Source organism: Fontimonas sp. SYSU GA230001 (assembly GCF_040066175.1).
Classification (GTDB): Bacteria; Pseudomonadota; Gammaproteobacteria; order Nevskiales; family Nevskiaceae; genus Solimonas.
In genome coordinates this window covers 41,666-66,380 of the sequence record NZ_JBEAAM010000022.1, presented here as the reverse complement: position 1 = coordinate 66,380, position 24,715 = coordinate 41,666, and the positions used below count along the sequence as shown (strand labels likewise).

Here is a 24,715-nt window from a genome sequence, read left to right as displayed (position 1 = left end):
CATCCTCCGATGATCCCGCCGCCCCGCCGGCCTTTCAGGCTCACTTCACGTTGGAATCACGCACCCCCTTCAGGCTCATGTGTCATTGGAAGAGGCTCGGCCTTGCCCGCAGTGATGCGGCGGGCCTATAGTGAAGCCGCACAGGAGATGGCATTCCTCCTAGAACCGCCATGACGGCTGATGATGCCTACCCCGCCTGCACAGGGCGCGGTAGGCATGACTCGACGGCCGTGCGCGTCGGCGTGTGCCCCCGGCCCTGACAGGTTCCAGCCACGTCAGGAGCGCCGATGAACATTCCAGGATTGCAGACAGACCCGATCCGCGGCACTCGCCGTGCCGGGGGTGCGCCATGACCGACGTCTGGGCGCTGGCCGCACTCTGGCTCGGCCTGGCGCTGATCGCCACGCTGGTGTCGATCTGGTTCCGTGTCGCCACCGCGCTGTCGGAGATCGTCGTCGGCATCATCGCGCAGCTGATCATCGGCGCCCTGATCGGCGCCGCCGCGCTCGGCACCGACGAGTCCTGGATCAAGTTCCTGTCCGGCACCGGGGCGATCGTGCTGACCTTCCTCGCCGGCACCGAGCTCGACCCGGTGGTATTCCGCAGCAAGTGGAAGGAGGCCAACGCGGTCGGCCTGATCGGCTTCTTCGCGCCGTTCCTCGGCTGCGCGGCGGTCGCGCACTGGGTGCTCGGCTGGAGCGGTCCGGCGAGCTGGCTGACCGGGGTCGCGCTGTCGACGACTTCGGTGGCGGTGGTCTATGCGGTGATGCTGGAGTTCGGCCTCAACAAGACCACCTACGGCAAGACCGTGCTCGCGGCCTGCTTCGTCAATGATCTGGGCACGGTGCTGGCGCTGGGCTTCATCTTCTCGCCGTTCACGGTCAAGACGCTGGTGTTCTTCGGCGTCAGCGTCGTCGTCTTCTCGATCCTGCCGTGGCTGACGCCGCGCTTTTTCAAGCGCTACGGCGACCGGCCATCGGAGCTGGAAGCGAAGTATCTGCTGCTGGTGCTGTTCGGCATGGGTGCGCTGGCAACCTGGGCCGACAGCGAGGCGGTGCTCCCGGCCTACATCTTCGGCATGGTGCTCGCCGGCACCGTCGGCAAGGATCATGCGCTGATCCGGCGCCTGCGCACGCTGACCTTCGGCATGTTGACGCCGTTCTACTTCATCCGCGCCGGCTCGTACGTCTCGGTGCCGGCGCTGGCCGCCGCGCCCGGCGTGTTCCTCGTGCTGCTGCTGGCGAAGATGGCGACCAAGTTCGTCGGCGTCTATCCGGTGACCAAGTACTACAAGTCGCCGCCCAAGGAGGCGATGTACACGACGCTGCTGATGTCCACCGGACTGACCTTCGGCAGCATCTCGGCGCTGTTCGGCCTGACCCACGGTGTGATCGACCAGGCGCAGTACTCGATGCTGATCGTCGCCGTGATCGCCAGTGCGGTCGTGCCGACGCTGATCGCCAATGCGTTCTATCTGCCGCGTCATCTGCTGGCGGGACCGGCCAAGCCCGCGCCGACGGCGGCGGCTTTGGAGTCCAGCGAAGGAGCATCCTCATGACCCAGCGTCTCGTTGTTGGTTACGACGGTTCCGAATCGGCGGGCCACGCGTTCGACTTCGCGCTCGACCTGGCGCAGAAGCTCGGCGCGAGCCTGCTCGTCATCGCCGTCGCGCAGCCGCCCGACCTCGCCGAGGACGTCGAGACCGAGGCGGTCCTGGAGCATGCCGAGACGCACTTCAAGGCGAGCTTCGCCGCGATGAAGCACCGCGCCGCGGCGGCCAAGGTCACGGCGCACTTCGAGGTCGTCGTCGGTCATCCCGCCGAGCAGCTCGTCGCCCGCGCCGAGAAGCACCAGGCGCACATGATCGTGCTCGGCCACCGCGGCAAGAGCCTGTTCGAGCGGCTGATGGTGGGTTCGGTGTCCAAGCGCGTCGTCGAGTACGCACACTGCGCCGTCGTCATCGTGCGCTGATCCGATGCCGTCGAGCGCCGCCGCCGATCCCGTCGAAGCGCTGCAGGATCTGCACGAGGGGCCCAACCGGCTCGCCGGCGTGGTCGCGCTGGTCCGGCGGCGCTGCGCCGAAGCGCCTGACGTGCTGCGCGAGACACGCGCGCGCCGGTCCTTGTCGAACGTTCTGGCTCGGCCTGCTGCGCCTGCCGGAAGCGGGACGCACATGACGCAGCTCGTCCTCGGCATCCTGCGCGCGCAGCGGCGCTTTGCCGGGCGCGGCGCGGCTTCATTACCATTTTCCCGATAAGGAGCAGACATGGGTGGCATGGCTTTGGTGGCGGTGGGGAGCGGCGCGGTGCTCGGCGCGTGGCTGCGCTGGTGGCTGGGCATGCGCCTCAATCCGCTGTTTCCGACGCTGCCGCTGGGCACGCTCGCCGCCAACATCATCGGCGGCTACGTCATCGGCGTGGCCGTCGGTGCCGTGGCCGCGCAGGCCGGCATGAGTCCCAATGTCCGCCTGTTCGTCATGACCGGATTCTGTGGCGGCCTGACCACTTTCTCGACGTTTTCGGCCGAGACCGTGTCCCTGCTGTCGCGCGGCCAGTTCGCGTGGGCCTTCGGCGCGATCGCCATTCACGTGACCACGTCACTGGCTGCCACGGCGCTCGGCATCCTGTCGATGCGCCTTCTCTTCACCAAGATCGGAGCGACCCCATGAACGAACCCGGACGCGACTGGCGCGCGCACTCGATCGAAGGCGTCTTCCTGCGTTTCCTGGTGCACGAGAACCGCAAGCACCGGCACACGCTGGTGTACGAGTGGCTGCTGCAGACGGCGCGCCGGCTCGGTATCCACGGCGGATCGGCCTACCGCGGCATCGCCGGATTCGGCCGCCACGGCGTGCTACACGAGCAGCACTTCTGGGAGCTGGCCGGCGACATGCCCGTGGAGATCCGCTTCGTCTGCCGCGAGGCGGAGGCCAACCGTCTGCTCGACGCGGTGGAGGCCGAGCAGCTGTCGATCTTCTACGTCATCGGTCCCACGCGCTTCGGCATCGCCGGGGCGCACAAGGACGAATGGGAACGCTTGATGGCGTCCGAGATGTAGGCGCGGAGACGACGGCCATGAGCGCGATCGCTTCGATCCACGCCCGCGAGATCCTCGACTCGCGCGGCAATCCGACCGTCGAGGTGGACCTGCGCCTGCGTGACGGCAGCTTCGGCCGCGCCGCCGTGCCGTCCGGTGCCTCGACCGGCGAGCGCGAGGCGGTCGAGCTGCGCGACGGCGAGCGTGAGCGCTACGGCGGCAAGGGGGTGCGCAAGGCCGTCGCGCACGTCAACCAGACCATCGGCCGCGAGCTGCACGGCCTCGAACCGGTGCAGGCCGAGATCGACCGCCGCTTGATCGAGCTGGACGACACGCCGACCAAGGCGAACCTCGGCGCCAACGCGATGCTGGGCGTGTCGATGGCCCTGGCGCGCGCCATCGCGGCGAGCCGCGGCCGCGCGCTGTACGAGACGCTGGTCGCGGAGTCCGCGCCGCTGCTGCCGGTGCCGATGTTCAACGTGCTCAACGGCGGCGCCCATGCCGACAACACCGTCACCTTGCAGGAGTTCATGATCGCGCCGGTCGGTGCGCCGACGTTCGCCGAGGCGCTGCGTTACGGCGCCGAGACCTATCACGCGCTCAAGGCGCTGCTCAAGCGTCGCGGCCTGTGCACCGCGGTCGGCGACGAAGGCGGCTTCGCGCCCGACCTCGACGCCGACGTCGCCGCCATCGAACTGATTCTGGAAGCGGTCGCACACGCCGGACTCAAGCCCGGCAAGGACGTCGTGCTGGCGCTCGATCCGGCGGCGAGCGAGTTCTACGAAGGCGGCCTGTATGTCTTCCGCGGCGGCGCGGTGCGTACGCGCACGTCGGAACAGATGGTCGATCTGTACGCGGACTGGCTGCGCCAGTTCCCGATCTGGTCGATCGAGGACGGCGTCGCCGAGAACGACGCGAAAGGCTGGGCGCTGATCAGCGCACGGCTCGGCGCGCAGGTGCAGCTGGTCGGCGACGACAACTTCTGCACCAACCCGGCGATCATCCGCCGCGCGATCGCACAGAACATCGCCAGCGCGGCGCTGATCAAGCTCAACCAGATCGGCACCGTCACCGAGACGCTGGAGGCGATCGCGGTCGCGCAGGCTGCCGGTTACGGCACGGTGATCAGTCACCGTTCCGGCGAGACCGCCGACGACTTCATCGCCGATCTCGCCGTGGCGACGGCCGCCGCGCAGATCAAGACCGGCGCGCCGGCGCGCGGCGAGCGGCTCGCCAAGTACAACCAGTTGCTGCGCATCGAGGAGGCGCTGGGCGGCGCGGCGCAGTACGCCGGACGCCGCTTCGCCGCCGCCGGCGGCTTTTGCGCCGCGAAAGCCCGCGGGGGCTGAGATGAGCGCGGCCGGCGGCATCCGCGTGCAGATCCCCGAGCGCGGCGTGCGCGAGTTCACCGATCTGGTCTGCGACTTCAACGGCACGCTGGCGCTCGACGGCGCACTGCTGCCGGGTGTCGCCGAGCGGCTGCACCAACTCGCCGACCGGCTGCGCATCACCGTGCTGACCAGCGACACCTACGGCACCGCGCGCGCGGCGCTGGCGGAGCTGCCGGTCGCGGTCGAAACGGTGCGCAGCGGCCGCGACAAGGCGCGCTGGCTGTCGGGCAAGACCGGGGTCGTCGCCATCGGCAACGGCCAGAACGACATCGCGATGATGTGGCTTGCCGACCTGACCGTCGCGGTGATCGGCCCCGAGGGCGTCGCGCCCGACCTGCTGCGTCACGCGCACCTCGCGGTGCGCGACATCACCGACGCGCTCGATCTGCTGCTGCATCCGCAGCGCCTGGCTGCGACGCTACGGCTTTGACGGGGGTCCATCGGGCCGCGGCGCCGGGCTGGACGCGCATCCACGAACACCACAGTGTGCGCTTGCGGCGCACATCATGATGTTTGAGAACCGATGCATGCGCACCACGTTGACTCTGAGTGACGACGTCGCGGTTCGCCTGCGGCGGCTGCGTGGGCGCGGCACGCACCGCATCGGTCTGCCGCGGCCCAGCCTCTGCTCGGATTCCTGCGCATCAGTCCAACGCGCGCGTGTTCGGCCGGCCGCTGACCATCGAACGGGCCTGGGATCAGGTCGTCGAATGGCTGAGTCTGCGCAACGTCTGGATTCCGCATCCGACGGCAAGGCACGGCGCCGTGCTCGGTGGACTGCTCGCCGCCGCGCACGCCGTGGAACACGGGCTGGAGCTGTGCTCGACCGACGCCGATTTCGCTCGCTCCCCGGCGGTCCGCTGGCGCAATCCCCTGAAGAGCGTCTGAAGCCCGGACCCCCTGGCCGCGGATCCGGTCAGTGCCGCTGCACGCGTGCCAGCGCCGCGGTGCCGGCCGCCATCAGCAGCGCCGCCAGGCCGAAGCCGAGGACCGGCGAGGCGGCGGTCCAGACCACGCCGACGGTCGCGCTGGACAGGAACTTGGCGCCGCCGTTGACCGTCCCCAGCGCGCCGTAGCCGGTCGCCAGCCGGTCGGACGGGACCATCGCGGCGGTGACGGTGGATTCCAGCGCCTCCTGGACGGCGACGTACAGGCCGGCGACGACGAAGATCACGCACCACACGGCCAGCGCGTCGATCCGCAGCCAGAACGCCAGCGCGGTGAGCAGCGCCGTCAGCGTGCCGAGCACGTAGCCGGCTACCAGAACCGGCTGGTGGCCGAGGCGATCCGCCGCGGCGCCGATCGGGTAGGACAGGGCGACCTGCACGAGGTTGCGGCCGACGTAGAGCAGGCCCGCCACCTGCGCGGCGTGGACGACGCCCATGGCCGGCGTCAGCGCCTGCGTCGCCGCGAGGATCAGCAGGCTGTGCGAGAAGTCGCCGATGCCGAACAGGCCGACGGCGCCCAGATAGCGCTTGAAGCGCAGCGGCAGGCCGCGCAGCGTGCTGAACAGGCGCAGTGCGGGATTGGGAGAGTGCTGCGGATCCTGCACCAGCGTCAGGAACGCGAGCACGGCCAGCGCGCCGGGAATCACCGACAGCCACAGCACGAGGCGGAACGGCCCGGCGGGATCGTCCCAGTCCAGCCCGTGTGCCCAGCCGAGCAGCCCCACGCCGAGCAGCGGGCCGAGCACCGCGCCGATCGTGTCGGCGGCGCGATGGAAGCCGAACGCGCGCCCGCGTGTCTCGGGCCGCACCGCCTGGATGACGATGGCGTCGCGCAGCGGCCCGCGCAGGCCCTTGCCGAACCACGACACCAGCCGGCCGAGCAGGATCAGCGGCCAGCCGGCGGCCAGCGCGATCAGCCCCTGGCCGAGCGGCGTCAGGCCGTAGCCGACCAGGACCAGCAGCTTGCGGTGGCCGAGCTTGTCGGCGACGTAGCCGGACAGCAGCTTGGTGAAGCTCGCCACCGCGTCCGCCGTGCCTTCGATGACGCCGAGCACCGCGGCCGGGATGCCGAGCACGGCGAGGAAGCCGGGCAGGATCACGGTCGTGGTCTCGTAGCAGAAATCACCGAGCGCGCTGGTGATGCCGGCGCCGGCAACGGTGCGGTTGAGCCAGCGTGGTGGCGGCGCGGAGCTGGCGGTCATCGGCGTGTCCCGGGCGTGTTCATTCATGGTGCTGGTTTTCCGTGGCGTGTTCGATCGCGTGTACGCGTCCGGCGAAAAGCCGGTCGTACAGCTCCGGGCCGTGGCTCGACGGCTGCGGCGCGCCTTCGATCACGCGGAAGGTCGGGACGCCGTCGGCGCCGACTTCGGCGCGCACGAAGCCGCAGTCGCCGCGCGACTCGGCCTGCAGCCGGCGCGCCAGTTCCCAGAGATGGGTGACCAGCACGACGCGGACGCCGCGTTCGCGCAGCGCCTGCAGCACCTGGTGGCCGATCTCGGCGCCCTCGCGCTCGTTGGTCGAGGCGAAGGACTCGTTGCTCAGCAGCAGCGAGCCGGGCCGCAGGTGATCGACCAGCCCGCTCAGGCGCGCCAGTTCCTCGTCGAGCTTGCCGTGCTGCATCGAGCGGTCCTCCTCGCGGCGGAAGTGCGTGTACAGGCCGCTGCAGACTTCGAGCGCGCAGGATGCGGCGGCGACGAACATTCCGCTCTGCATCATCAGCTGCGCGACGCCCAGACCGCGCAGAAAGCTGGACTTGCCGCCGCGGTTGGCGCCGGTGATGACGACCAGGCGGCGGTCGTCGAGTCGCAGCGTGCTGCCGACCACCGGTGTACCGAGCGTCAGCGCGAGGCAGGGATCGCGCAGCTCGCTGAGTTGCATCCGCAGCGAACCGGCCGGTTCGGGATCGGGAAAGCACAGCGGCACGTCCAGCTGCGTGAGCACGGCGTGCAGGCGCAGGCAGCCGACATGGAAGCCGAGTTCGGCGCGCGCCGCGGCGAAGAAGCCGGCGATGTGCTCGGCAGCCTGCGTGCAGGCGGCGGCGGCGCGGGCCACCGCGCGGTCGCGCAGCTCGCCGAGGATCGTGAAGCCCTGCTCGTCACGCGGGTCCAGCACGAAGCTGTTGCTCCGCGTGCGCGGATCGAGCGCCTGGGTCAGGCGGTCGAGCAGCGAGCGGCGGTCGTGCGGCCGCAGCAGCGCGTGGCCGGCACTGATGTTGCCCGGTCCAAGGCGCGCGCCGACCAGCAGGCCGTGCTCGAAGCGCAGCTCGTCGAGCTGGCGGCCGACCTGTGCGAGGTAGTCGTCGTCGAGTTCGCGCTCCAGGGTCGCGAACAGTTCGCGCAGGCCCGCCGACCGGCAGTCGTGCGCATGCAGGCGGCCCAGGTCGCGCAGCTCGCGCAGCGCGTCGATGAACAGCTGCAGCACCTGCACCGCCCAGTGCAGGGCCGAACCGGGATAGCGCTGCAGCGTGCCGAGCGTGAAATGGCGCCGGCGCTTGCGTTCGAGCGCGTCGGTCACCAGCGCGTACAGCGTTTCGGCCAGTTGCGGCATGCGCAGGAAGTCGCGCAGCACGTCCTGGCGGTGGCGGATCACCGCGGCGTCGTTGTGCACGGCGTCGCGCAGTGCGCGCCGCGCGACGGCGAGCAGGAAGGCGTCCTCGCCGGCCATCGTCCGCTCGAGCGTCGTCAGCGCCAGATCGTCGCTCAGCGCCGTTTCCCAGGCGGCCGGCGGTGCGGCCGCGGCGGCGCGCGGGCCGGGCCACGGCAGCTCGAAGTCGCGGTCGGCGAACATCAGATGCGGTCTCATGAGCGGATGCGCTCGAGCAGCTGTGCGCGCGTCAGGCCGTACTTGCGCGCGATCGCGGCGGCATAGGCCAGGCCGTCGGCCGGCCGCCGCTCGAAGCGGAAGGTGCGGACCGCGACGTCGTCCGCGCGCACGCCGCCGACCATGCTCACGGTCCTGTCGTCGAAGGCGGTCAGTTCGTCGAGGAAGGTGACCCAGACGACGCGCGGGCCGCGCCGCGACAGTTCGGCGAGCACGCGGCGGCCCAGATCGACCGCGTCGGCGGCGGTCGTGGACGAGAAGATCTCGTTGACGACGACCAGGCTCGCCGGTGTCGCGCGGTCGAGGATGTCGCGGACGCGCAGCAGGTCGTCTTCCAGCCGGCCGCGCAGGTTGGCGATGTCCTCCTGGCGCTCGAAATGGGTGAAGATCCGGTCGCACAGCGGCAGCCGCACGCGCGTCCCCGGCAGGGTCAGGCCGAGCCGCGCCAGCCAGTGCAGCTGGCCGATCATGCGTGCGAAGGTGGTCTTGCCGCCCTGGTTGGGGCCGGAGATCACCAGGATCCGTTCGGCGCCGGCGAGCGACACGTCGTTGCACACCACATCGGCGCCTTCGGCGACCCGCTGCGCCGCCAGCACGATGTCGAACCCGTCCCCGACCTGCAGTTCGCTGGAAATGCCGGCCAGCTCCGGGTAGCAGAACGGCAGCCCCGCGGTGCGCAGCGGCGCGAGCAGATCGATCCACGCAAGGTAGAACTGCAACTCGCGGTCGCAGCGCGCCAGCAGCGGATCGATGCAGTCGGCGTGCGCGGCGGCGAATGCGGCCAGCGCCGCGAAGGCCTGCGGGTGCAGACGCGCGACCCGTTGCACGATCTGCGACTCGACATGATTCATCCGCTCGGGTTCGGGGCGGGTGACCGGCTCCGGCATGGCACCGTCGTTGCGGAAGCGCGCAAAGGTCTGCTCGATCACGCCGCTGTACTCCGCTTCGTCTCCGGGCGGCAGGACCGTCACGCGGCTGCCGTCGAGCAACAGTCCGAAGCGAACCGCGTCCAGCGCCGCGCGTGCGGCGCGCGCCGCCGACGCGAGCGTGCGATAGGCGGATGAGCCGAGATAGCCGGCCAGATGCGCCTGCAGCGCGCGCAACCCGGCGGCGGTCAGGCTGCGCGCGCCGAGGCCGGCATCGAGCCGCTCGACGGCCGTGCAGTAGCGGCAGGCCGCGTCGAGGATGTGGCCCTGCTGCTCGTGATCATCGTGTGCGCCGTGGGCGCGCGCCTGCAGCGCGCGCACCGCGCGCATGTCCGCCGCGAAGCCGCGCAGCATGTCCGCGAGCCTGTCGTCTTCCAGCGCGCGCAGGATCTCGTGCCGGTGATGCACCACGGCGGGGTCGGCGAGCGGTGCTTCGAAGAACTCCGCGAGCCGGTAGTCCTCGCGGCCGGCGTTGAGGCGGGCGACGAGCTGGTCGAGATTCAGATCGCGGAACAGTGCCGGCAGCTCGCTGCCAGGTTCGGGCAGCGGCGTGTCCGGCTGCGGAAACAGGATGCTGAAGTCCGGCATGACCCCGCGATCTTGGCATTGCACGCACGTCGGCGGAAACCGCGGCGTAGAATCGCCGCGCCGCATTCCGGAAGCCGTCATGCCGAAAATCGATCCGTCCGCCGCGCCGCGCGCAACCGGCACCCGTTATCCCGCGCCCTACGACGAACCCTGCCGCACGCGCAGCTGGGTCAAGCTCGGCGACGCCGCCGGCCTGACCCAGTTTGGCGTCAACCTCGTGCGCCTGCCGCCCGGTGCGTGGTCGAGCCAGCGCCACTGGCATTCGCACGAGGACGAGTTCGCCTACGTGATCGAGGGTGAGGTCGTGATGGTCACCGACGCCGGCGAGGAGGTCCTGGGCGTCGGCGACTGCGCCGGGTTCAAGGCCGGCGTGCGCGACGGCCATCATTTCCAGAACCGCTCCGGGCGCGACGCCGTGCTGCTGGTCGTCGGCAGCCGCGACGACGCCGATCACGGCGAGTACCCGGACATCGACCTGAAGTTCGATGCCGGACGCTATTCGGGCCGCGGCGGCGGATTCCGGCACAAGGACGGCCGTCCCTACTGACCCGGCCGGCGCCCGCGACCGGGTGATCCGATCAGGGGCCGTTGCGGCGCCGTGCCGCTGCGTCCTCGCGGTCGGTCCGGCGCCGTGACGGCGACCGCGACTTCTTGACCGCATACATCGCCGCGTCGGCGCGGCGCAGCAGCGTGGCGACATCGGATTCGCCGGGCTCGGCGTGGACCACGCCGACGCTCGCGCCGGGATAGTCGATGACGACCTCGCCGTATTCGAAACGCCCGGTCGTCGCGGCTTCGAGCTGCCGCCGCAGGGCATCGTCGTCGCAGCCGGTGGTGACGACGACGAACTCGTCGCCGCCATTGCGCGCGACGAAGTCACCGGGCTGCATCGTCGCCTGCAGGCGCTTGGCGATGTGGATGAGGAAGCGGTCGCCGACGTCATGGCCGTGGCGGTCGTTGATCGCCTTGAAGCCGTCGAGATCGATGAACGCGACCTGCAGGGTTCTGCCGGCGGGCTGCGCGGCGCCGAGCCTGCGGCGCAGCTCGATTTCCAGCGCGCGCCGGTTGGCGACGCCGGTGAGCGCATCGGTCAGCGCGTGCGCCGTCAGTTCCGCATGGGCCTTGCGCATCTCGCGCACGGCCCGTTCGCGGTCCACCTGGTGGGCGATCAGCTGCGCGAACAGGCCGAGGATCTTCAGGGTGTCCGACCTGATCTCGACCTTGCGCGGGCTGGCCGCGCACAGCGTGCCGTACAGCTGGCCGTCCGCGGTGCGCACCGGCTGGCTCAGGTAGGTCTGAATGCCGAGCGCACGGGCCGCGTCCGAGTCGCCCCAGTGAGCCGCCACGTCCGCGCAGTACGGCAGGTTCTCGTCGAGGGCGCGCTTGCACAGGGTGTCGCCCCAGGGCACCGACAGACCTTCTGGAATCTGCATGCGGCTGGTGTTGCGCGAGAACAGGACGTGCTGCACGCCGGCCGCTTCGTCGATCGTCGTCAGGTAGGTCGATTCCAGTCCGGTGACGGCCTCCAGCAGTTCCAGCAACGGGCGCGTCAATCCCTCCAGCTCCTGGGCATCGGAGACGGACCGGGCCAGCCGCAGCAGGATGTCTTGCATGCGCCCCGATTCTAAGGCCGCCGGTGCACGATGTTGCCCGCGGCGACGAACGCGGCGACGAACGCGGCGGAGTCAGCGGCGAGCGGCGTCCAGCTTGCGCGCGAGGTAGGCGGTCATGGCGTCCAGGGTCTGCATCTGCGCGTAGTCGGCCTCGGGAATGTCGATGCCCAGGCGCTGGTGCAGCGTGGTCAGCAGGTTGAGGAAATCGACCGAGTCGATGTCGAGCTGCTCGCGCAGGCTGCGTTTCGCGTCGAGGGCTGCGGATGCGGCTTCCGGGGCGATGCTGGCCAGCGCGTCGAGCACGGTGGCACGGAGTTCGGATTCGTTCATAGCTTCTCGGGTGTCTGCAGCCAGCGTTCGATCGCGGCGAGGAACAGGCCGCCGCGGTGGCCGTCGCCGACGCGATGATCGGCGGCCAGCGTCGCCTGCACGACCGGATGCGCGGCCAGGCCGCCGTCGGCGGTGACGACGGGCTTTTGTGCGACGCGGCCGAAGCCGACGATGGCGACCTGCGGCGGGTAGATCACCGGGAACACCGCATCGACGCCGCGCTCGCCCAGGCTGGTGACGGTGATCGTCGCGTCGGCCATCTCCGAGGCGCGCAGGTGACCGCTGCGCGTGCGGGTGACGAGGTCCTGGAACGCACGCATCGCGTCGCCGATGCTGCCGCGGTCGGTGTCGTGCAGCGCCGGTGCGACGAGGCCGCCGCCGCGCACGGCGATGGCGACGCCGACGTGGATGCCGTCGGCGGGCACGAAGGCGGCGTCCCTGTAGAAGCCGTTGAAGTCGGGGAACTCGGTCAGCGCCCTGGCGACGGCGCGCACGAACAGCAGGCCCGCGAGCAGGCGTTCGGTCACCGGGCGCTCGCGGTTGTAGTCGCTCATCCAGTCGAGCGCCGCCTTGAGATCGATCGCCGTTGCCAGGTAATAGTGCGGGATCTCGCGCTTGGACCGCGTCATCGCCGCCGCGATGGTGGCGCGCATGTTCGCCGCCGGCGGCGGACTGGCCGGCGGCACCGTGGTCGGTGCCGGCGCGGTCGCGCGCTCGACGTCCTCGACGGTGATGACGCCGTGCGGGCCGCTGCCCCGCACCTGGTCCAGTGCGACGCCGAGTTCGGAGGCGCGCTTGCGCGCGGCAGGCGAGGCGCGGACGTGCCCGGCGTCCGGCTCCGTGCGGGTCGGCGCCGCAGCGCCGGCGGGTGCGATCTCCGGTCCGACCGGTGCGGCGGCGGCCGCGGCTGCCGCCGCTGCCTCAGCGGGCGGGTGCGGTGCGGCGCCCGGCGCGTCCGTCCGGATCTGCGCGAGCGCGGTGCCGACCGGGATGTGTGCGCCGGGTTGCACCAGCAGGGCTTCGACGACACCGGACTCGAAGATCTCGATGTCGATGATGCCCTTGCTCGTCTCCACCGACGCGACGATGTCGCCGCGCTTGACGCGGTCGCCGGGCTTGACGCGCCACTCGACGAAAGTGGCCGCGTCCATGTCGGCGCCGAGCGAGGGCAGACGGTACTCAGCCACGGTTCATCACCGTCTGCGCGGCGCGCACGATCTTGTCGGTCTGCGGCAGCGCGGCTTCTTCGAGATGTTTCGCATAGGGGATCGGTACCTCCTCGCTGCAGACCCGGACCGGCGCGGCATCCAGATCGTAGAACGCGGTTTCGGTGATGCGCGCGATCAGCTCGCCGGCGAGGCTGCCGCTGCGCCAGCCCTCATCGACGACGACGAAGCGGCGTGTGCGTGCCACCGAGGCGAGGAGCGTCTGGTCGTCGAGCGGGCGCAGGCTGCGCAGGTCGATCACCTCGGCGTCGATGCCTGCGGCGGCGAGTTGAGTTGCGGCGTCCATGCACTTGGGCAGGCTGCCGCCGTAGGTGATCAGGGTGAGGTCCTTGCCCGACCGGCGGATCGCCGCGCGCCGCAGATCCACCGCGCCGGCGTCCGCGGGGAGCTCGCCTTCGAGGTTGTACAGCGTCGCATGTTCGAAGATCACCACCGGATCGGGGCAGGTCAGCGCGGTGGTGAGCATGCCGCGTGCGTCCTCGAGCGTGGCGGGTGCGACGACGCGCAGTCCGGGGATGTGCGCATACCAGTTCTCCAGGCTGTGCGAATGCTGCGCGGCGAGCTGGCGGCCGGCGCCGGTGGCCATGCGGATGATCACCGGCACGCTGAACTGCCCGCCGGACATGTGGCGGATCGTCGCCGCGGTGTTGAGGATCTGGTCGAGCGCGAGCAGGCTGAAGTTCACCGTCATGATCTCGACGATCGGCCGCAGACCGTTCAGCGCGGCGCCGATGCCGGCGCCGACGAAGGCGGATTCCGACAGCGGCGTATCGCGTATGCGCTCCGGACCGAACTCCTCCAGCAGGCCGAGACTGACGGCGTAGGCGCCGCCGTAGCGGCCGACGTCCTCGCCCATCAGGAACACGCGCGGGTCGGCCTGCATCGCCTCGCGCAGCGCGCTACGCAGGCATTCGCGGTAGGTGGTCTTCGCCGTTGCCACGTCAGGGTTCCTGCCAGGGCGTATGGACGTCGCGCGTCAGTTCGGCGACCGGTTCCCACTCCGAGGCCTCGGCGAAATCGGCCGAGGCCTGGATCTCGGCGGCCACCGTCCGCTCCAGCGTCTCGATGTCCGGCTCGCCGAACCATCGTTCCTGCTTGCCGCGGGCGATGAAGCGGGTCAACGGTCCGCCCGCCTTCTTGCGCGCCTCGACTTCGGCCTTGTCGCGGTAGCGCTCGGGATCGAACATCGAGTGCGCGCGGAAGCGGTAGGTGCGGATTTCCAGCAGCTGCGGACCGCCGCCACAGCGGATCGCATCGACCGCGCGGCGCACCGCGTCCTCGATCGCCAGCACGTCCATGCCATCGACGACGCTGCCACTCATGCGATAGGCGGCAGCCTTGAGGTGCAGGTCGGTCTCGGCCTCGGAGCGTTCGAGCGCGGTGCCCATCGCATACAGATTGTTCTCGCACAGGAACAGCACCGGCAGCTTCCACAGCGCGGCCAGATTGAGGCTCTCGTGAAACTCGCCCTCCGCCGCCGCGCCTTCGCCGAAGAAGCAGGCGGTGACGCGCGGGCGGTTCTGCATGCGGTCGGCGAGCGCCAGGCCGACAGCCAGCGGCAGGCCGCCGCCGACGATGGCGTTGCCGCCGTAGAAGCGGCGCTGCGCGTCGAACAGGTGCATCGAGCCGCCGCGGCCGCGCGAACAGCCGCTGGCCTTGCCGTACATCTCGGCCATGATCGCGGTCATCGGCAGGCCGCGCGCCAGTGCGTGGCCGTGCTCGCGGTAGGTCGCAACGATGGCGTCGTCGTCGGTCAGGGCGCGCATCGCGCCGACCGCGATCGCCTCCTCGCCGATGTACAGGTGCAAAAAGCCGCGGATCTTCAGCTGGCCGTACAGCTCGGCGCACTTCTCCTCGAAGCGGCGGATGCGCAGCATGCCGTGCAGCAGCTGCAGCGCGTGCTCGCGGTCCGGTGGTGCGGTGTCGCTCACGCGCCGGACTCCAGCGTCGAGGTGTCGCCCTCGGGCAGGCCCAGTTCGCGTGCCTTGAGCAGGCGGCGCATGATCTTGCCGGAGCGCGTGCGCGGCAGGTGCTCGACGAAAGCGATCTCCTTGGGCGCAACGGCCGGGCCGAGGCGCGTGCGGACGAAGCCGAGCAACGCGCGACGCGTGGTCTCGTCGGGTTCATGGCCCTGGCGCAGCTCGACGAAGGCCTTGACCGTCTCGCCGATCACCGGGTCGGGCTTGCCGATCACGCCGGCGCCGGCGACCGCGGGGTGTTCCATCAGCGTGCTTTCGACCTCGAACGGACCGATCAGGTGGCCGGCGGACTTGATCACGTCGTCGGCGCGGCCGACGAACCAGTAGTAGCCGTCGGCGTCGCGGCGCGCCAGATCACCGCTCAGGTACCAGCCATCGACGAAGCACTGGCGGTAGCGTTCCTCGTTGTGCAGGTAGGCGCGGAACATCGATGGCCAGCCGGGACGCAGCGCCAGTTCGCCGTCGGTGTCGGGTGTCGTGACCTCCTCGACATGTCCATCCTCGCGGTGGCGGACGATGCCGGCGTCGATGCCCGGCAGCGGCTTGCCCATCGAGCCGGGAAGCACGTCCATCGACGGGTAGTTGGCGATCATGATCGCGCCGGTCTCGGTCTGCCACCAGTTGTCGTGGAACGGGATGCCGAACATGGTCTGGCCCCAGACCACCGCGTCGGGATTGAGCGGTTCGCCGACGCTGCACAGGTGGCGCAGGCGCGACAGGTCGCAGCCCTGCGCGGCGTCGGCGCCGACCTTCATCAGCATGCGGATCGCGGTCGGCGCGGTGTACCAGACCGTGACCTTCTCGTCCTGCAGGATGCGGTACCAGCGCTGCGCGTCGAACTCCTCGCGATCGACGATCATCGTCACGCCCAGCACCAGCGGCGCGATGATGCCGTAGGAGGTGCCGGTCACCCAGCCCGGATCGGCCGTGCACCAGAAGACGTCGTCGTCGTGCAGGTCGAGCGCGTAGCGCGCGCTGGCGCTGTGCGCGACGACCGCTTCGTGGACGTGCACCACGCCCTTGGGCTTGCCGGTCGTGCCGCTGGTGAAATGCAGCAGCGCCATGTCCTCCGGCGCGGTCGCGGCGATGGCGAAGGCCGGCGCGGCGGCGTCGAGCAGTGGCGCCAGGCGGTGGATGCCGGGCTGCAGCAGCAGGTCCGCCGGATCGCTGCCGTCCTCGGCCAGCAGCACGTAGCGCAGCGTCGGCAGCTCGGCGCGCACCGGCAGGACCTTGCGCCGATACAGCGCGGACGTGGTCACCAGCACCGCGCCTTCGCCGAGGTTCATCCGCGCCTTGATCGGCTCCGGCCCGAAGGCGGAGAACAGCGGGCTGAACACGCAGCCGGCCTTGAGCGTGCCCAGCGCGGCGACATACAGCTCCGGAATCCGTTCCGACAGCACGAACACACGCACACCGCGTTCGACGCCGAGCGTGCGCAGCACGTTGGCGAAGCGGTCGGTCAGTTCGCGCAACTGCGCGTAGCTGATGTCACGCGGCGCGTGGTCGCGTCCGAGGAAGCGCAGCGCGGTCTTGTGCGCGCGTGCTCCGGCCGCATGGCGATCGACGGCCTCGTGGGCGATGTTGAGACTGCCGCCGGGGAGGCCGTCGAGCATGGCCCGTGCATCGGCCCAGCGGAACGTGCGGCGCGCCGCCTCGTAGTCGGCCAGCAGCGGCGCCGGTGCCGATGCGTGCTGCGTCTTGCGGATGGCGTCCCAGCCCATCGATGCGTCCCCTGTATCCCGTAGCGCATGGTGCGGGGACAGCGGACGGATGGCCTTGATGCAGGTCAACGGACCGGCGGCGTCTCCGCGAACGATCAGGATGAGTGGGTCAGTCGTCGCCGGCGTCAGCCGCGACGCGCCGGCAGTTGCGCAAGCGCGCCGCGCAGGCCGCGAAGTCCAGTCCGTACAGCGCTTCCAGCCGCCGCGCGACGCGCTGGATCGCGATCCAGTCGGGCCGGAACGTGGCGTCGCGGAACGCGAACGCGATGCGGTTGCCGCCGTGGTTCATGCGCCGCACCAGCACCGGTCCGGCGAAGACCTCGGCGAGCAGGTTCAGGTGTGCATCGATTTCGCGGCCCGGGCCGATCAGGTTCATCACCAGCACGCCGTGCGGCCGCAGTCGCGCGTGGATGTTGCGGTAGAACTGCGCGTCACGGAAGCCGGCACAGATGCCGCTGCGGTCGCAGCCGTCGATGAGGACGACGTCCATGTCCTCTTCGGTCGTCGCGAAGTGATCGACTGCGTCGGCATGGATCAGCCGCAGGCGCGCGTCGGGTTCCGGGACTTCGAACTGGGTGGCGAAGCCGAGCACGTCGGCGTCGATCTCGATCGTGGTGATGCGCGCCGCCGGCAGCTGGCGGTAGCAGAACTTGGTCAGCGAACCGCCGCCCAGGCCGACCAGCACGACGTGACGCGGCCGGGGGACGAACAGCAGGAAGGCCATCATCTCGCGCGTGTAGGCGAAGTTGAGCGCGTCCGGGTCACGCAGGCTCATCTCGGACTGCACGTAGTCGAGGCTGAAGTGCAGGCGCCGCGATCGGCCGTCATCGACGACGAAGGGTTTTGTGTACTCGTTGGCGCGCAGGCGGCGCACGATGTCCGGGATGTCGGCCGTCATCGGCTCGCGCAGGCGCAGCGTGCCGGGCTCGGCGACCAGCCGGCCGGGCAGTTCGAGCCAGCGGTCGGTGAAGCAGATCGTCATCGCGGCAGCGTCACCGCGCGCAGGATGCCGCGCAGGATCTCGACCGGTGCCGGCGGACAGCCTGGCACGGTCACATCCACCGGGATCACGTTGGCGACGCGACCGCAGCTGGCGTAGGACGCGCCGAAGATGCCGCCGTCGCAGCCGCAGTCGCCGACGGCGACGACGCGCTTCGGCTCGGGCGTCGCGTCGTAAGTGCGTTGCAGCGCGATCTCCATGTGCTTCGACACCGGACCGGTGACCAGCAGCAGGTCGGCGTGGCGCGGGCTGGCGACGAAGCGGATGCCGGCGCCTTCGAGGTTGTAGTAGGGATTGTTGAGCGCGTGGATCTCCAGCTCGCAGCCGTTGCAGGAGCCGGCATCGACCTGGCGGATCGTCAGCGCGCGGCCGAGCACCGCGAAGATCCGGGCCTGCAGATCGTCGGCTTCGGCCTTGAGATCGGCGAGTGTCGGCAGCGGTTCGCTGACGATGCCGGTTGTCGCAATCCGCTTCAGTATGGAAAGCATGGCTTGCTTGCCTTGGGTCCGCGGGCCATGGATGGCCTGCTCTTGAACAGGGCGTTCATAGATCCTGGCCGCTGTACGACAGGTTGAAGGACTTGTTGATCAGCGGGAAGTCCGGGACGATGTTGCCGATCACCGCGTGCTCCAGCAGCGGCCAGTTCTGCCAGGACGGATCGTGCGGATGGCAGCGGCGGACCGATCCGACGGGGCCGGTCTCCAGCGCGACGAGGATCGGTCCGCGCCAGCCTTCGACCAGACCATAGGCAATGCCTGCCGTGGGTTGCGGCAGGTCCACCCGCGCCGCACCGGACGGCAGCGACTGCAGCAGTTCCCAGCACAGGCGCAGCGATTCGAGCGTCTCGTCGAAGCGCACGGCGACGCGCGCGGCGACGTCGCCTTCGCTGCGCATCGCGACCTGCACGCCGAGCCGATCGTAGGGCGAGCAGGGCAGGTCGGCGCGCAGGTCGCGCGCCTGGCCGCTGGCGCGGGCGGCCAGCCCGATCAGGCCGAGCTCGCGCGCCAGCTCGGGCGTGACGATGCCGCAGCTGCGGAAGCGGTCCTGCACGCCGGCGTGGTCGTCGTAGATCGCGCGCAGCGCGCGCACCTCGGCTTCGAGGCTGCGCGTCTGCGCCAGCAAGGTCTCGACCGCCGCGGCATCCAGTTCGCCGCCGACGCCGCCAGGCAGCACGTAGTCCATCAAGTAGCGGGCACCGAATGCGCGTTGATTGACGCGCAGCAGGTCTTCCTTGAGGCGCATGAACTGTGACAGGCCGAAGGCGAAGCCGGCGTCGTTGCCCAGCGCGCCGAGGTCGCCCAGATGATTGGCGATGCGCTCGCGTTCCAGCGCGATGGCGCGCAGCGCCGCGCCGCGTGGCGTGATCGTCGCTCCCGCGAGGGTTTCGAGCGCCTGGCAGTAGGCCCAGGAGTACGCGACGGCGCTGTCACCGGACACGCGCGCGGCGAGGCGGCGACCTTCGATGGCAGACAGCTGTTCAAGGCGCTTCTCGATGCCCTTGTGCACGTAGCCGAGACGCTGCTCCAGCCGCAGCACCTTCTCGCCGACGACCGAGAAGCGGAAATGGCCGGGTTCGATGATGCCGGCATGCACCGGCCCGACCGGGATCTCGTGCACGCCCTCGCCTTCGACGCGCACGAAGGCGTAGTCCTCGGTCTGCGGCGCCACCGATCGCGCGGGATCGAAATCGCGGCGCAGCGGCGATGCGCCATCCGGCCAGGCGGCATGACGCAGCCACGGCCGCGCATCGCCGCCCTCGGCGCGCAGGCCCAGCAGGTCCTGTACCGCACGTTCCATGCGCGCCGCCGACGGGAACATCGGCGCGAGGCTCGGGAAGCCGGCCTCGCGTTCGCCGACCGGTAGTTCCAGCACGCGCAGCCGGTCGGCACGCAGGAAGGCGGCGCGCAGGACGCCGCCGCCGCCGCGGTCGCGCTCGTCGCTGGCCCACAGCGCCAGCAGCACGCCGCCGGCGTCGCGCTCGGCGCGCGCGTGCAGCGTCCACTGGCCGCGCAGCAGGCGTTCGATCTCGATGGGGCGGGAGGCGGGTGCGTTCATCCGATCAGCGCCGCGGCGAGGCGGAACCAGTGCGCCAGGAACGGCGGGATGTAGAGCCCGAGCATCAGCACCAGCGCCAGGTGCACGAACACCGGCACCAGCGCCGGCGGATGCGGCAGCGGTTTCGCGGTGGTCTCGCCGAACACCATCGGCTGCACGCGGCCGAAGATCGCGGCGAAGGCCACGCCCAGCGCCAGCAGCAGGATCGGCGTCGCCCACGGCTGCTCGCGCATCGCCGTGGTCAGGATCAGGAACTCGCTGGCGAACACGCCGAATGGCGGCATGCCCAGGATCGCCAGCGCGCCGAGCATCAGGCCCCAGCCGACGGTGGGGGAGAGCACCAGCAGGCCGCGGATGTCGTCCATCAGCTGCGTGCCGGCCTTTTGCGCGGCGTGGCCGACGGCGAAGAAGATCGCGCTCTTGGTCAGCGAGTGCACGGTCATGTGCAGCAGCGCGCCGAAGTTGGCGACCGGCCCGCCGATGCCGAAGGCAAACGTGATGATGCCCATGTGCTCGATCGACGAGTAGCCGAACAGACGCTTGATGTCACGCTGCCGCCACAGGAAGAACGCGGCGACGACGACAGACATCAGGCCGAATGCCATCAGCATCTGGCCGGGGAGTTCCGAGCGGATCGAGCCCTCGACCAGCACCTTGCAGCGGATCACCGCATACAGCGCGACGTTGAGCAGCAGCCCGGACAGTACCGCCGACACCGGTGTCGGACCTTCCGCGTGCGCGTCCGGCAGCCAGTTGTGCAGCGGCACGAGGCCGACCTTGGTGCCGTAGCCGACCAGCAGGAAGACGAAGGCGATCGCCAACACGGTCGGTTCGAGCTGGCCCTTGACCGCGTCCAGGTGTGTCCACAGCAGCGCACTCATGCCCTCGTGGCCGAGCAGCTTCTCGGCGGCGAAGTACAGCAGGATCGTGCCGAACAAGGCCTGCGCGATGCCGACGCCGCAGAGGATGAAGTACTTCCACGCCGCTTCGAGGCTGGCGTTGCTGCGGTACAGGGATACCAGCAGCACCGTGGACAGCGTCGCCGCCTCCATCGCCACCCACAGGATGCCCATGTTGTTGGTCAGCAGCGCCAGCAGCATCGTGAACATGAACAGCTGGAACATGCTGTGGTACAGGCGCAGGCGGCCGGAATTGACCCTGCCGTGATGCGCCTCGACGCGCATGTATGGCCGCGAGAACAGCGCGGTCGTGAAGCTGACGAACGCGGTCAGCGCGACGAGGAAGACGTTGAACGGATCGATGAAGAACTGCTCGGCGAGCGCGAGCATCGGCCCGTCGGCGATCACGCGCGCGGTCAGCGCGCAGCCGGCGACGAAGGTCAGGAAGCTGATGCCGACGTTCAGCTCCGGTGCCCAGCGGTGCTGACCGAACAGCGCCAGCAGCAGCGCGCCGACGAGCGGAAGTCCGAGGAGGATCAGCAGTTCCACTCATTCCTCCTTCAGCGATTCCAGATGGTGCAGGTCGAGGCTGTCGAACTGCTCGCGGATCTGGAAGAAGAAGATGCCGAGGATGAACACGCCGACCAGCACGTCGAGCGCGATGCCCAGTTCGACCACCATCGGCATGCCGTAGGTCGCGCTGGTCGCGGCGAAGAACAGGCCGTTCTCCATCGCCAGGAAGCCGATCACCTGCGAAACCGCCTTGCGCCGCGTGATCATCATCAGGAAGGCCAGCAGCACGACGGCGATGGCGATGCCCAGCGTGCTGCGTGTGAGCGTGCTGGCCAGCTGCGAGATCGGCTGCGCGAGGCCGAAGGAGAAGATCACGACGAGCAGACCGAGCAGCAGCGTGGTCGGGATGTTGACGAGCGTCTCGGTATCCCACTGCACCTGCAGGCGCCGGATCAGCCGGTGCAGGATGTACGGAAGCAGCAGGACCTTGAGGATCAGTGTCAGACCGGCCGACCAGTAGAGGTGGTGCTGGCCGCTGCTGTACGCGACGACCGCCGTCGACGCGACCAGCATGGCGCCCTGCAGCGCGAACAGGTTGACCAGAGACAGCACGCGGCGCTGTGCCAGCATCGCGAACGACAGCAGCAGCAGCGCGGCCGCGAACAGGTGGATCAACTGCGCGGACAGGGGCAGCGTCATCGGCCGTTCCCTAGCAGCAGGCTGACCAGCAGTCCGAGCATCGCCAGCAGGAAGGCCATCGCCAGGAACTCGGGTGCGCGGAAGATGCGCAGCTTGGCGCTGATCGTCTCCAGCAGCGCGAGCCCCGCACCGGCGAGCAGCAGCTTGACGACGAGCACCGGCAGCGCGAACAGCAGCGGCAGCCAGCCGCCGCCGGTCGGCGCCAGGCCCCATGGCAGGAACAGCGCGAAGCCGATGCAGGCGTAGTTGAACAGCTTGAGCGCGCTGGCCCACTCGATCAGCGCGAGGTGGCGCGCCGAATATTCGAGCACCATCGCTTCGTGGATCATCGTCAGTTCCAGGTGCGTCGCCGGGTTGTCGATCGGGATGCGCGCGTTCTCGGCGAGCAGCACCATGACGAACGCGACCGCGGCGAACGCGAGGCTCGGGTAGATCTGCAGCTCGCGGCCGGCGAGCGTGCCGGCGATCGACGGCAGCGCGGTGCTGCCGCAGATCAGCGAGGCGGTGAACACGACGGTCAGCAGCGCCGGCTCGGCGAGGAAGCCGACCATCATCTCGCGGCGCGCGCCGAGCGTGCCGAAGGCGGTGCCGATGTCCATCGCCGCGAGAGAGACGAACACGCGCGCGGTGGCGAACAGGCCGACCAGCGCGATCGCGTCGGCGGCGCCCGCAAAGGGCATGTCGGTACCGAGCGCCGGCACGATCGCAGCGGCGGTGACCATCGTGCCGAACAGGACGTAGGGGACCATGCGGAACAGCGGCGAGGCGTTCTCGGCGATCACCGCATCCTTGTGCAGCAGCTTGCGGATCATCCGGTACGGCTGCAGCAGCGGTGGCGCGGAGCGGTTCGCCAGCCAGGCGCGGCACTGGTTGATCCAGCCGATGAACAGCGGCGCGATCAGCACGCCGAGTGCGACGTCGAGTAGTTGCGTGATCAGGCCGGCGATGGTCACAGCACGATCACCAGCAGTGCGACGAGGGTCAGGAAGCTGTACAGCAGGTACACCGAGATGCGGCCGCGCTGCAGGCGGCCGACGAAGCCGGCAAGCGCCTTCACGCCGCCGGCGACCGGCAGATACAGCGCGTGCCAGAAACGGTCCTCGACTTCGACGCGGTAGCGCGGTGCGCTGTCCAAGGGCGACGGCAGCTCGCGGCGCATGCGAAAGAACGGATCGAAGATATGGCGGATCGGCTGGCCGAAACCCTCGGCGCTGTCCTGCATGCGCGCAGTCTGCAGCGGAAAGCCGCAGTCCCAGGGCGCCGCGCGGCGGATGCGGCCGTGGTAGAGCCGGCGCACGGCCCAGACGGTGAGCAGCACGCTGCCGCCGATGCCGACGAGGAACAGCAGCGGGCTGTAGCTCGCGCGTTCGGCCGACACGGGCACCAGCAGCCACGATCCGGTGCTCTGCGTGCCCAGGCCGCTGCCGAGCAGCAGCGTGCCGACCGGGTCGAGCGCCTGCAGCATCAGCGCCGGCGTCAGGCCCAGCGCGACGCAGGCCGCGGCGAGCCAGGCCAGGCCGATGCGTTCGAGGATGCCGCAGTCGTGCGCCTGCGCCAGCTGCGGTTCGCGCATCCGGCCGAGGAAGATCACGCCGTAGAACTTCACCATCACGTAGCCGGCCAGCGCCGCGGTCAGCGCCAGCGCCGGCGCGCCGAGCGGGATCAGCATGTTGGCGAACGGCTGCGGAATCTCCGGCGTGAACAGGAAGGCCTGCAGCAGCAGCCACTCGGAGACGAAGCCGTTGAGCGGCGGCAGGCCGGCGATCGCCAGCGTGCCGACCAGCGCCAGCCACGCGACCCAGGGCATGGTGCGAATGAGACCGCCAAGCTTGCCCAGACGGCGCTCGCGCGTCGCGTGCAGTACCGATCCGGTGGCCAGGAACAGCAGGCTCTTGAAGAACGCGTGATTCAGGCAGTGGTAGAGCATCGCCGCGAGTGCCAGCGCGGCGAGCTGCGGCATCGCGAAGCAGTGGAACAGGATCGAAAGGCCGAAGGCGGCAAAGGCGATGCCGATGTTCTCGATCGACGAGTACGCGAGCAGGCGCTTCATGTCGGTCTGCACCGCCGCGAAGACCACGCCGAACAGCGCGCTGAACAGGCCCAGCGCCAGCGCCAGCGCGCCCCACCACCACAGCGGTGCACCCAGCAGGTCGAAGCTGACGCGCAGGATGCCGTACAGCGCGGTCTTGAGCATCACGCCGCTCATCAGCGCCGACACCGGCGAGGGCGCCGCCGGATGCGCCTCCGGCAGCCAGACGTGCAGCGGCACCAGTCCGGCCTTGGCGCCGAAGCCGAACAACGCCAGTCCGAAGGCGATGCTCGACCACAGCGGCGACAGCTCGGCGGCGCGCATCGCGTCGAAGGTGAACTGCCAGCTGCCGCCCTGCAGCACGCCAAAAGCGAGCAGGATGCCGATCGCGCCGACGTGCGCGATCAGCAGGTACAGGAAGCCGGCGCGGCGGATCTCGGGGATGCGGTGCTGCGTCGTCACCAGGAAGTACGAGGACAGCGCCATCGTCTCCCACGCGACCATGAAGGCATAGGCGTCGGCGGCGAGCAGCACGAACACCATGCTGGCGAGGAACACGTGGTACTGCAGGCACAGCAGGCCGGGTGCGGTGCCCTCACCGCTGCGGAAGTAGCCGGCCGCGAACACCGAGATGCCGGCCGACGCGGCGCCGAGCAGCAGCAGGAAGAAGGCGCTGAGCGCGTCGAGGTGCAGGTGAAAGGGCAGGTCGGGCAGGCCGATCGCCAGCGTCATCGATGCCGGCGGTGCGGACAATGCAGCGAGGCCGGTGAGCGCGAGCAGCAGACTCAGCGCGGCGCCGAAAGGGAACAGCACGCGGCCGACGAACTCGACGCTGTGCAGCCGCAGCAGACCGGCGAGGCCCAGGATCAGCCAGCCCAGGGCGAGCAGCGCAGCCGCCGCCAGCGCCGGCTCGGAGTTTGCCCAGAACTCAGCCACGTCCACC

General features: G+C 70.0%; 25 protein-coding genes and 1 riboswitch. Of the genes, 9 read left to right on the top strand and 16 right to left on the bottom strand.

The window, feature by feature from the left end; translation table 11 throughout:
* Positions 1–134 precede the first annotated feature (134 nt).
* Positions 135–197: riboswitch (Fluoride riboswitch) on the top strand.
* Between the two features lie 152 nt (positions 198–349).
* The 8 genes from AAG565_RS12145 to AAG565_RS12110 all read left to right on the top strand — a co-directional run bounded on the left by AAG565_RS12145 (position 350) and on the right by AAG565_RS12110 (position 5,315).
* The gene (locus AAG565_RS12145; RefSeq protein WP_348819857.1) at positions 350–1,558 is read left to right on the top strand and encodes a cation:proton antiporter; all 1,209 of its coding nucleotides are present in this window, start codon (positions 350–352) and stop codon (positions 1,556–1,558) included.
* Positions 1,555–1,971 carry a universal stress protein gene (locus AAG565_RS12140; protein ID WP_348819856.1) on the top strand — a complete coding sequence of 139 codons (417 nt, stop codon included), beginning with the start codon at positions 1,555–1,557 and terminating at the stop codon, positions 1,969–1,971. Before AAG565_RS12145 ends, AAG565_RS12140 begins: the two co-directional genes overlap by 4 nt.
* Before the next feature lie 4 nt (positions 1,972–1,975).
* Positions 1,976–2,257, top strand: a complete 282-nt coding sequence (locus AAG565_RS12135) for a hypothetical protein (protein WP_348819855.1) — start codon at positions 1,976–1,978, stop codon at positions 2,255–2,257.
* Positions 2,258–2,275: 18 nt separating this feature from the next.
* Complete coding sequence (crcB, locus tag AAG565_RS12130; protein WP_348819863.1) at positions 2,276–2,668, top strand: fluoride efflux transporter CrcB; 393 nt, start codon at positions 2,276–2,278, stop codon at positions 2,666–2,668.
* Positions 2,665–3,057, top strand: coding sequence for a DUF190 domain-containing protein (locus AAG565_RS12125; RefSeq protein WP_348819854.1), 393 nt, complete (start codon positions 2,665–2,667; stop codon positions 3,055–3,057). Before crcB ends, AAG565_RS12125 begins: the two co-directional genes overlap by 4 nt.
* A 17-nt stretch (positions 3,058–3,074) precedes the next feature.
* Positions 3,075–4,385, top strand: coding sequence for a phosphopyruvate hydratase (eno, locus tag AAG565_RS12120; RefSeq protein ID WP_348819853.1), 1,311 nt, complete (start codon positions 3,075–3,077; stop codon positions 4,383–4,385).
* Position 4,386: 1 nt separating this feature from the next.
* Positions 4,387–4,857, top strand: coding sequence for an ATPase P (locus AAG565_RS12115; protein ID WP_348819852.1), 471 nt, complete (start codon positions 4,387–4,389; stop codon positions 4,855–4,857).
* Between the two features lie 230 nt (positions 4,858–5,087).
* Positions 5,088–5,315, top strand: a complete 228-nt coding sequence (locus AAG565_RS12110) for a hypothetical protein (RefSeq protein WP_348819851.1) — start codon at positions 5,088–5,090, stop codon at positions 5,313–5,315.
* Positions 5,316–5,343: 28 nt separating this feature from the next.
* On the opposite strand, the gene AAG565_RS12105 is transcribed toward AAG565_RS12110, so the two are convergent.
* The 3 genes from AAG565_RS12105 to AAG565_RS12095 are packed head-to-tail and all read right to left on the bottom strand — an operon-like array spanning position 5,344 to position 9,708.
* Positions 5,344–6,576 (bottom strand): MFS transporter, encoded by a 1,233-nt coding sequence (locus AAG565_RS12105; protein ID WP_348819850.1) that lies wholly within the window; start codon positions 6,574–6,576, stop codon positions 5,344–5,346.
* Between the two features lie 19 nt (positions 6,577–6,595).
* Positions 6,596–8,176 carry a DNA mismatch repair protein MutS gene (locus tag AAG565_RS12100; RefSeq protein WP_348819849.1) on the bottom strand — a complete coding sequence of 527 codons (1,581 nt, stop codon included), beginning with the start codon at positions 8,174–8,176 and terminating at the stop codon, positions 6,596–6,598.
* Positions 8,173–9,708 carry a DNA mismatch repair protein MutS gene (locus tag AAG565_RS12095; protein WP_348819848.1) on the bottom strand — a complete coding sequence of 512 codons (1,536 nt, stop codon included), beginning with the start codon at positions 9,706–9,708 and terminating at the stop codon, positions 8,173–8,175. The genes AAG565_RS12100 and AAG565_RS12095 overlap by 4 nt, the downstream gene beginning before the upstream one ends.
* A gap of 79 nt (positions 9,709–9,787) precedes the next feature.
* On the opposite strand from AAG565_RS12095, the gene AAG565_RS12090 reads away from it, so the two are divergent.
* Entirely contained in the window at positions 9,788–10,255 is a 468-nt protein-coding gene (locus AAG565_RS12090; RefSeq protein WP_348819847.1) for a cupin domain-containing protein, read from the top strand.
* Positions 10,256–10,286: 31 nt separating this feature from the next.
* On the opposite strand, the gene AAG565_RS12085 is transcribed toward AAG565_RS12090, so the two are convergent.
* The 13 genes from AAG565_RS12085 to hyfB form a co-directional block, all read right to left on the bottom strand.
* Positions 10,287–11,321 carry a sensor domain-containing diguanylate cyclase gene (locus tag AAG565_RS12085; RefSeq protein ID WP_348819846.1) on the bottom strand — a complete coding sequence of 345 codons (1,035 nt, stop codon included), beginning with the start codon at positions 11,319–11,321 and terminating at the stop codon, positions 10,287–10,289.
* A gap of 72 nt (positions 11,322–11,393) precedes the next feature.
* Entirely contained in the window at positions 11,394–11,651 is a 258-nt protein-coding gene (locus AAG565_RS12080; RefSeq protein WP_348819845.1) for a phosphopantetheine-binding protein, read from the bottom strand.
* Positions 11,648–12,838 (bottom strand): dihydrolipoamide acetyltransferase family protein, encoded by a 1,191-nt coding sequence (locus AAG565_RS12075; RefSeq protein WP_348819844.1) that lies wholly within the window; start codon positions 12,836–12,838, stop codon positions 11,648–11,650. Before AAG565_RS12075 ends, AAG565_RS12080 begins: the two co-directional genes overlap by 4 nt.
* Positions 12,831–13,760, bottom strand: coding sequence for an alpha-ketoacid dehydrogenase subunit beta (locus AAG565_RS12070; RefSeq protein WP_348819862.1), 930 nt, complete (start codon positions 13,758–13,760; stop codon positions 12,831–12,833). The genes AAG565_RS12075 and AAG565_RS12070 overlap by 8 nt, the downstream gene beginning before the upstream one ends.
* A gap of 58 nt (positions 13,761–13,818) precedes the next feature.
* The gene (pdhA, locus tag AAG565_RS12065; RefSeq protein ID WP_348819861.1) at positions 13,819–14,754 is read right to left on the bottom strand and encodes a pyruvate dehydrogenase (acetyl-transferring) E1 component subunit alpha; all 936 of its coding nucleotides are present in this window, start codon (positions 14,752–14,754) and stop codon (positions 13,819–13,821) included.
* A gap of 50 nt (positions 14,755–14,804) precedes the next feature.
* A complete protein-coding gene (gene acsA / locus AAG565_RS12060) occupies positions 14,805–16,577 on the bottom strand; it encodes an acetate--CoA ligase (RefSeq protein ID WP_348819843.1) in 1,773 nt (590 codons plus the stop codon).
* Positions 16,578–16,686: 109 nt separating this feature from the next.
* Complete coding sequence (locus AAG565_RS12055; protein ID WP_348819842.1) at positions 16,687–17,559, bottom strand: spermidine synthase; 873 nt, start codon at positions 17,557–17,559, stop codon at positions 16,687–16,689.
* Entirely contained in the window at positions 17,556–18,065 is a 510-nt protein-coding gene (locus tag AAG565_RS12050) for a formate hydrogenlyase (protein ID WP_348819841.1), read from the bottom strand. Before AAG565_RS12050 ends, AAG565_RS12055 begins: the two co-directional genes overlap by 4 nt.
* A 55-nt stretch (positions 18,066–18,120) precedes the next feature.
* Positions 18,121–19,632: an NADH-quinone oxidoreductase subunit C gene (locus tag AAG565_RS12045; RefSeq protein ID WP_348819840.1), complete on the bottom strand. Its 1,512-nt coding sequence runs from the start codon at positions 19,630–19,632 to the stop codon at positions 18,121–18,123.
* Positions 19,629–21,080 (bottom strand): hydrogenase 4 subunit F, encoded by a 1,452-nt coding sequence (locus AAG565_RS12040; protein ID WP_348819839.1) that lies wholly within the window; start codon positions 21,078–21,080, stop codon positions 19,629–19,631. The genes AAG565_RS12045 and AAG565_RS12040 overlap by 4 nt, the downstream gene beginning before the upstream one ends.
* On the bottom strand, positions 21,081–21,743 hold the full coding sequence (locus tag AAG565_RS12035) for a formate hydrogenlyase (protein WP_348819838.1): 663 nt from the start codon (positions 21,741–21,743) through the stop codon (positions 21,081–21,083).
* Positions 21,740–22,696, bottom strand: a complete 957-nt coding sequence (locus tag AAG565_RS12030) for an NADH-quinone oxidoreductase subunit H (protein ID WP_348819837.1) — start codon at positions 22,694–22,696, stop codon at positions 21,740–21,742. The genes AAG565_RS12035 and AAG565_RS12030 overlap by 4 nt, the downstream gene beginning before the upstream one ends.
* On the bottom strand, positions 22,693–24,675 hold the full coding sequence (gene hyfB / locus AAG565_RS12025; protein WP_348819860.1) for a hydrogenase 4 subunit B: 1,983 nt from the start codon (positions 24,673–24,675) through the stop codon (positions 22,693–22,695). Before hyfB ends, AAG565_RS12030 begins: the two co-directional genes overlap by 4 nt.
* Positions 24,676–24,715 lie beyond the last annotated feature (40 nt).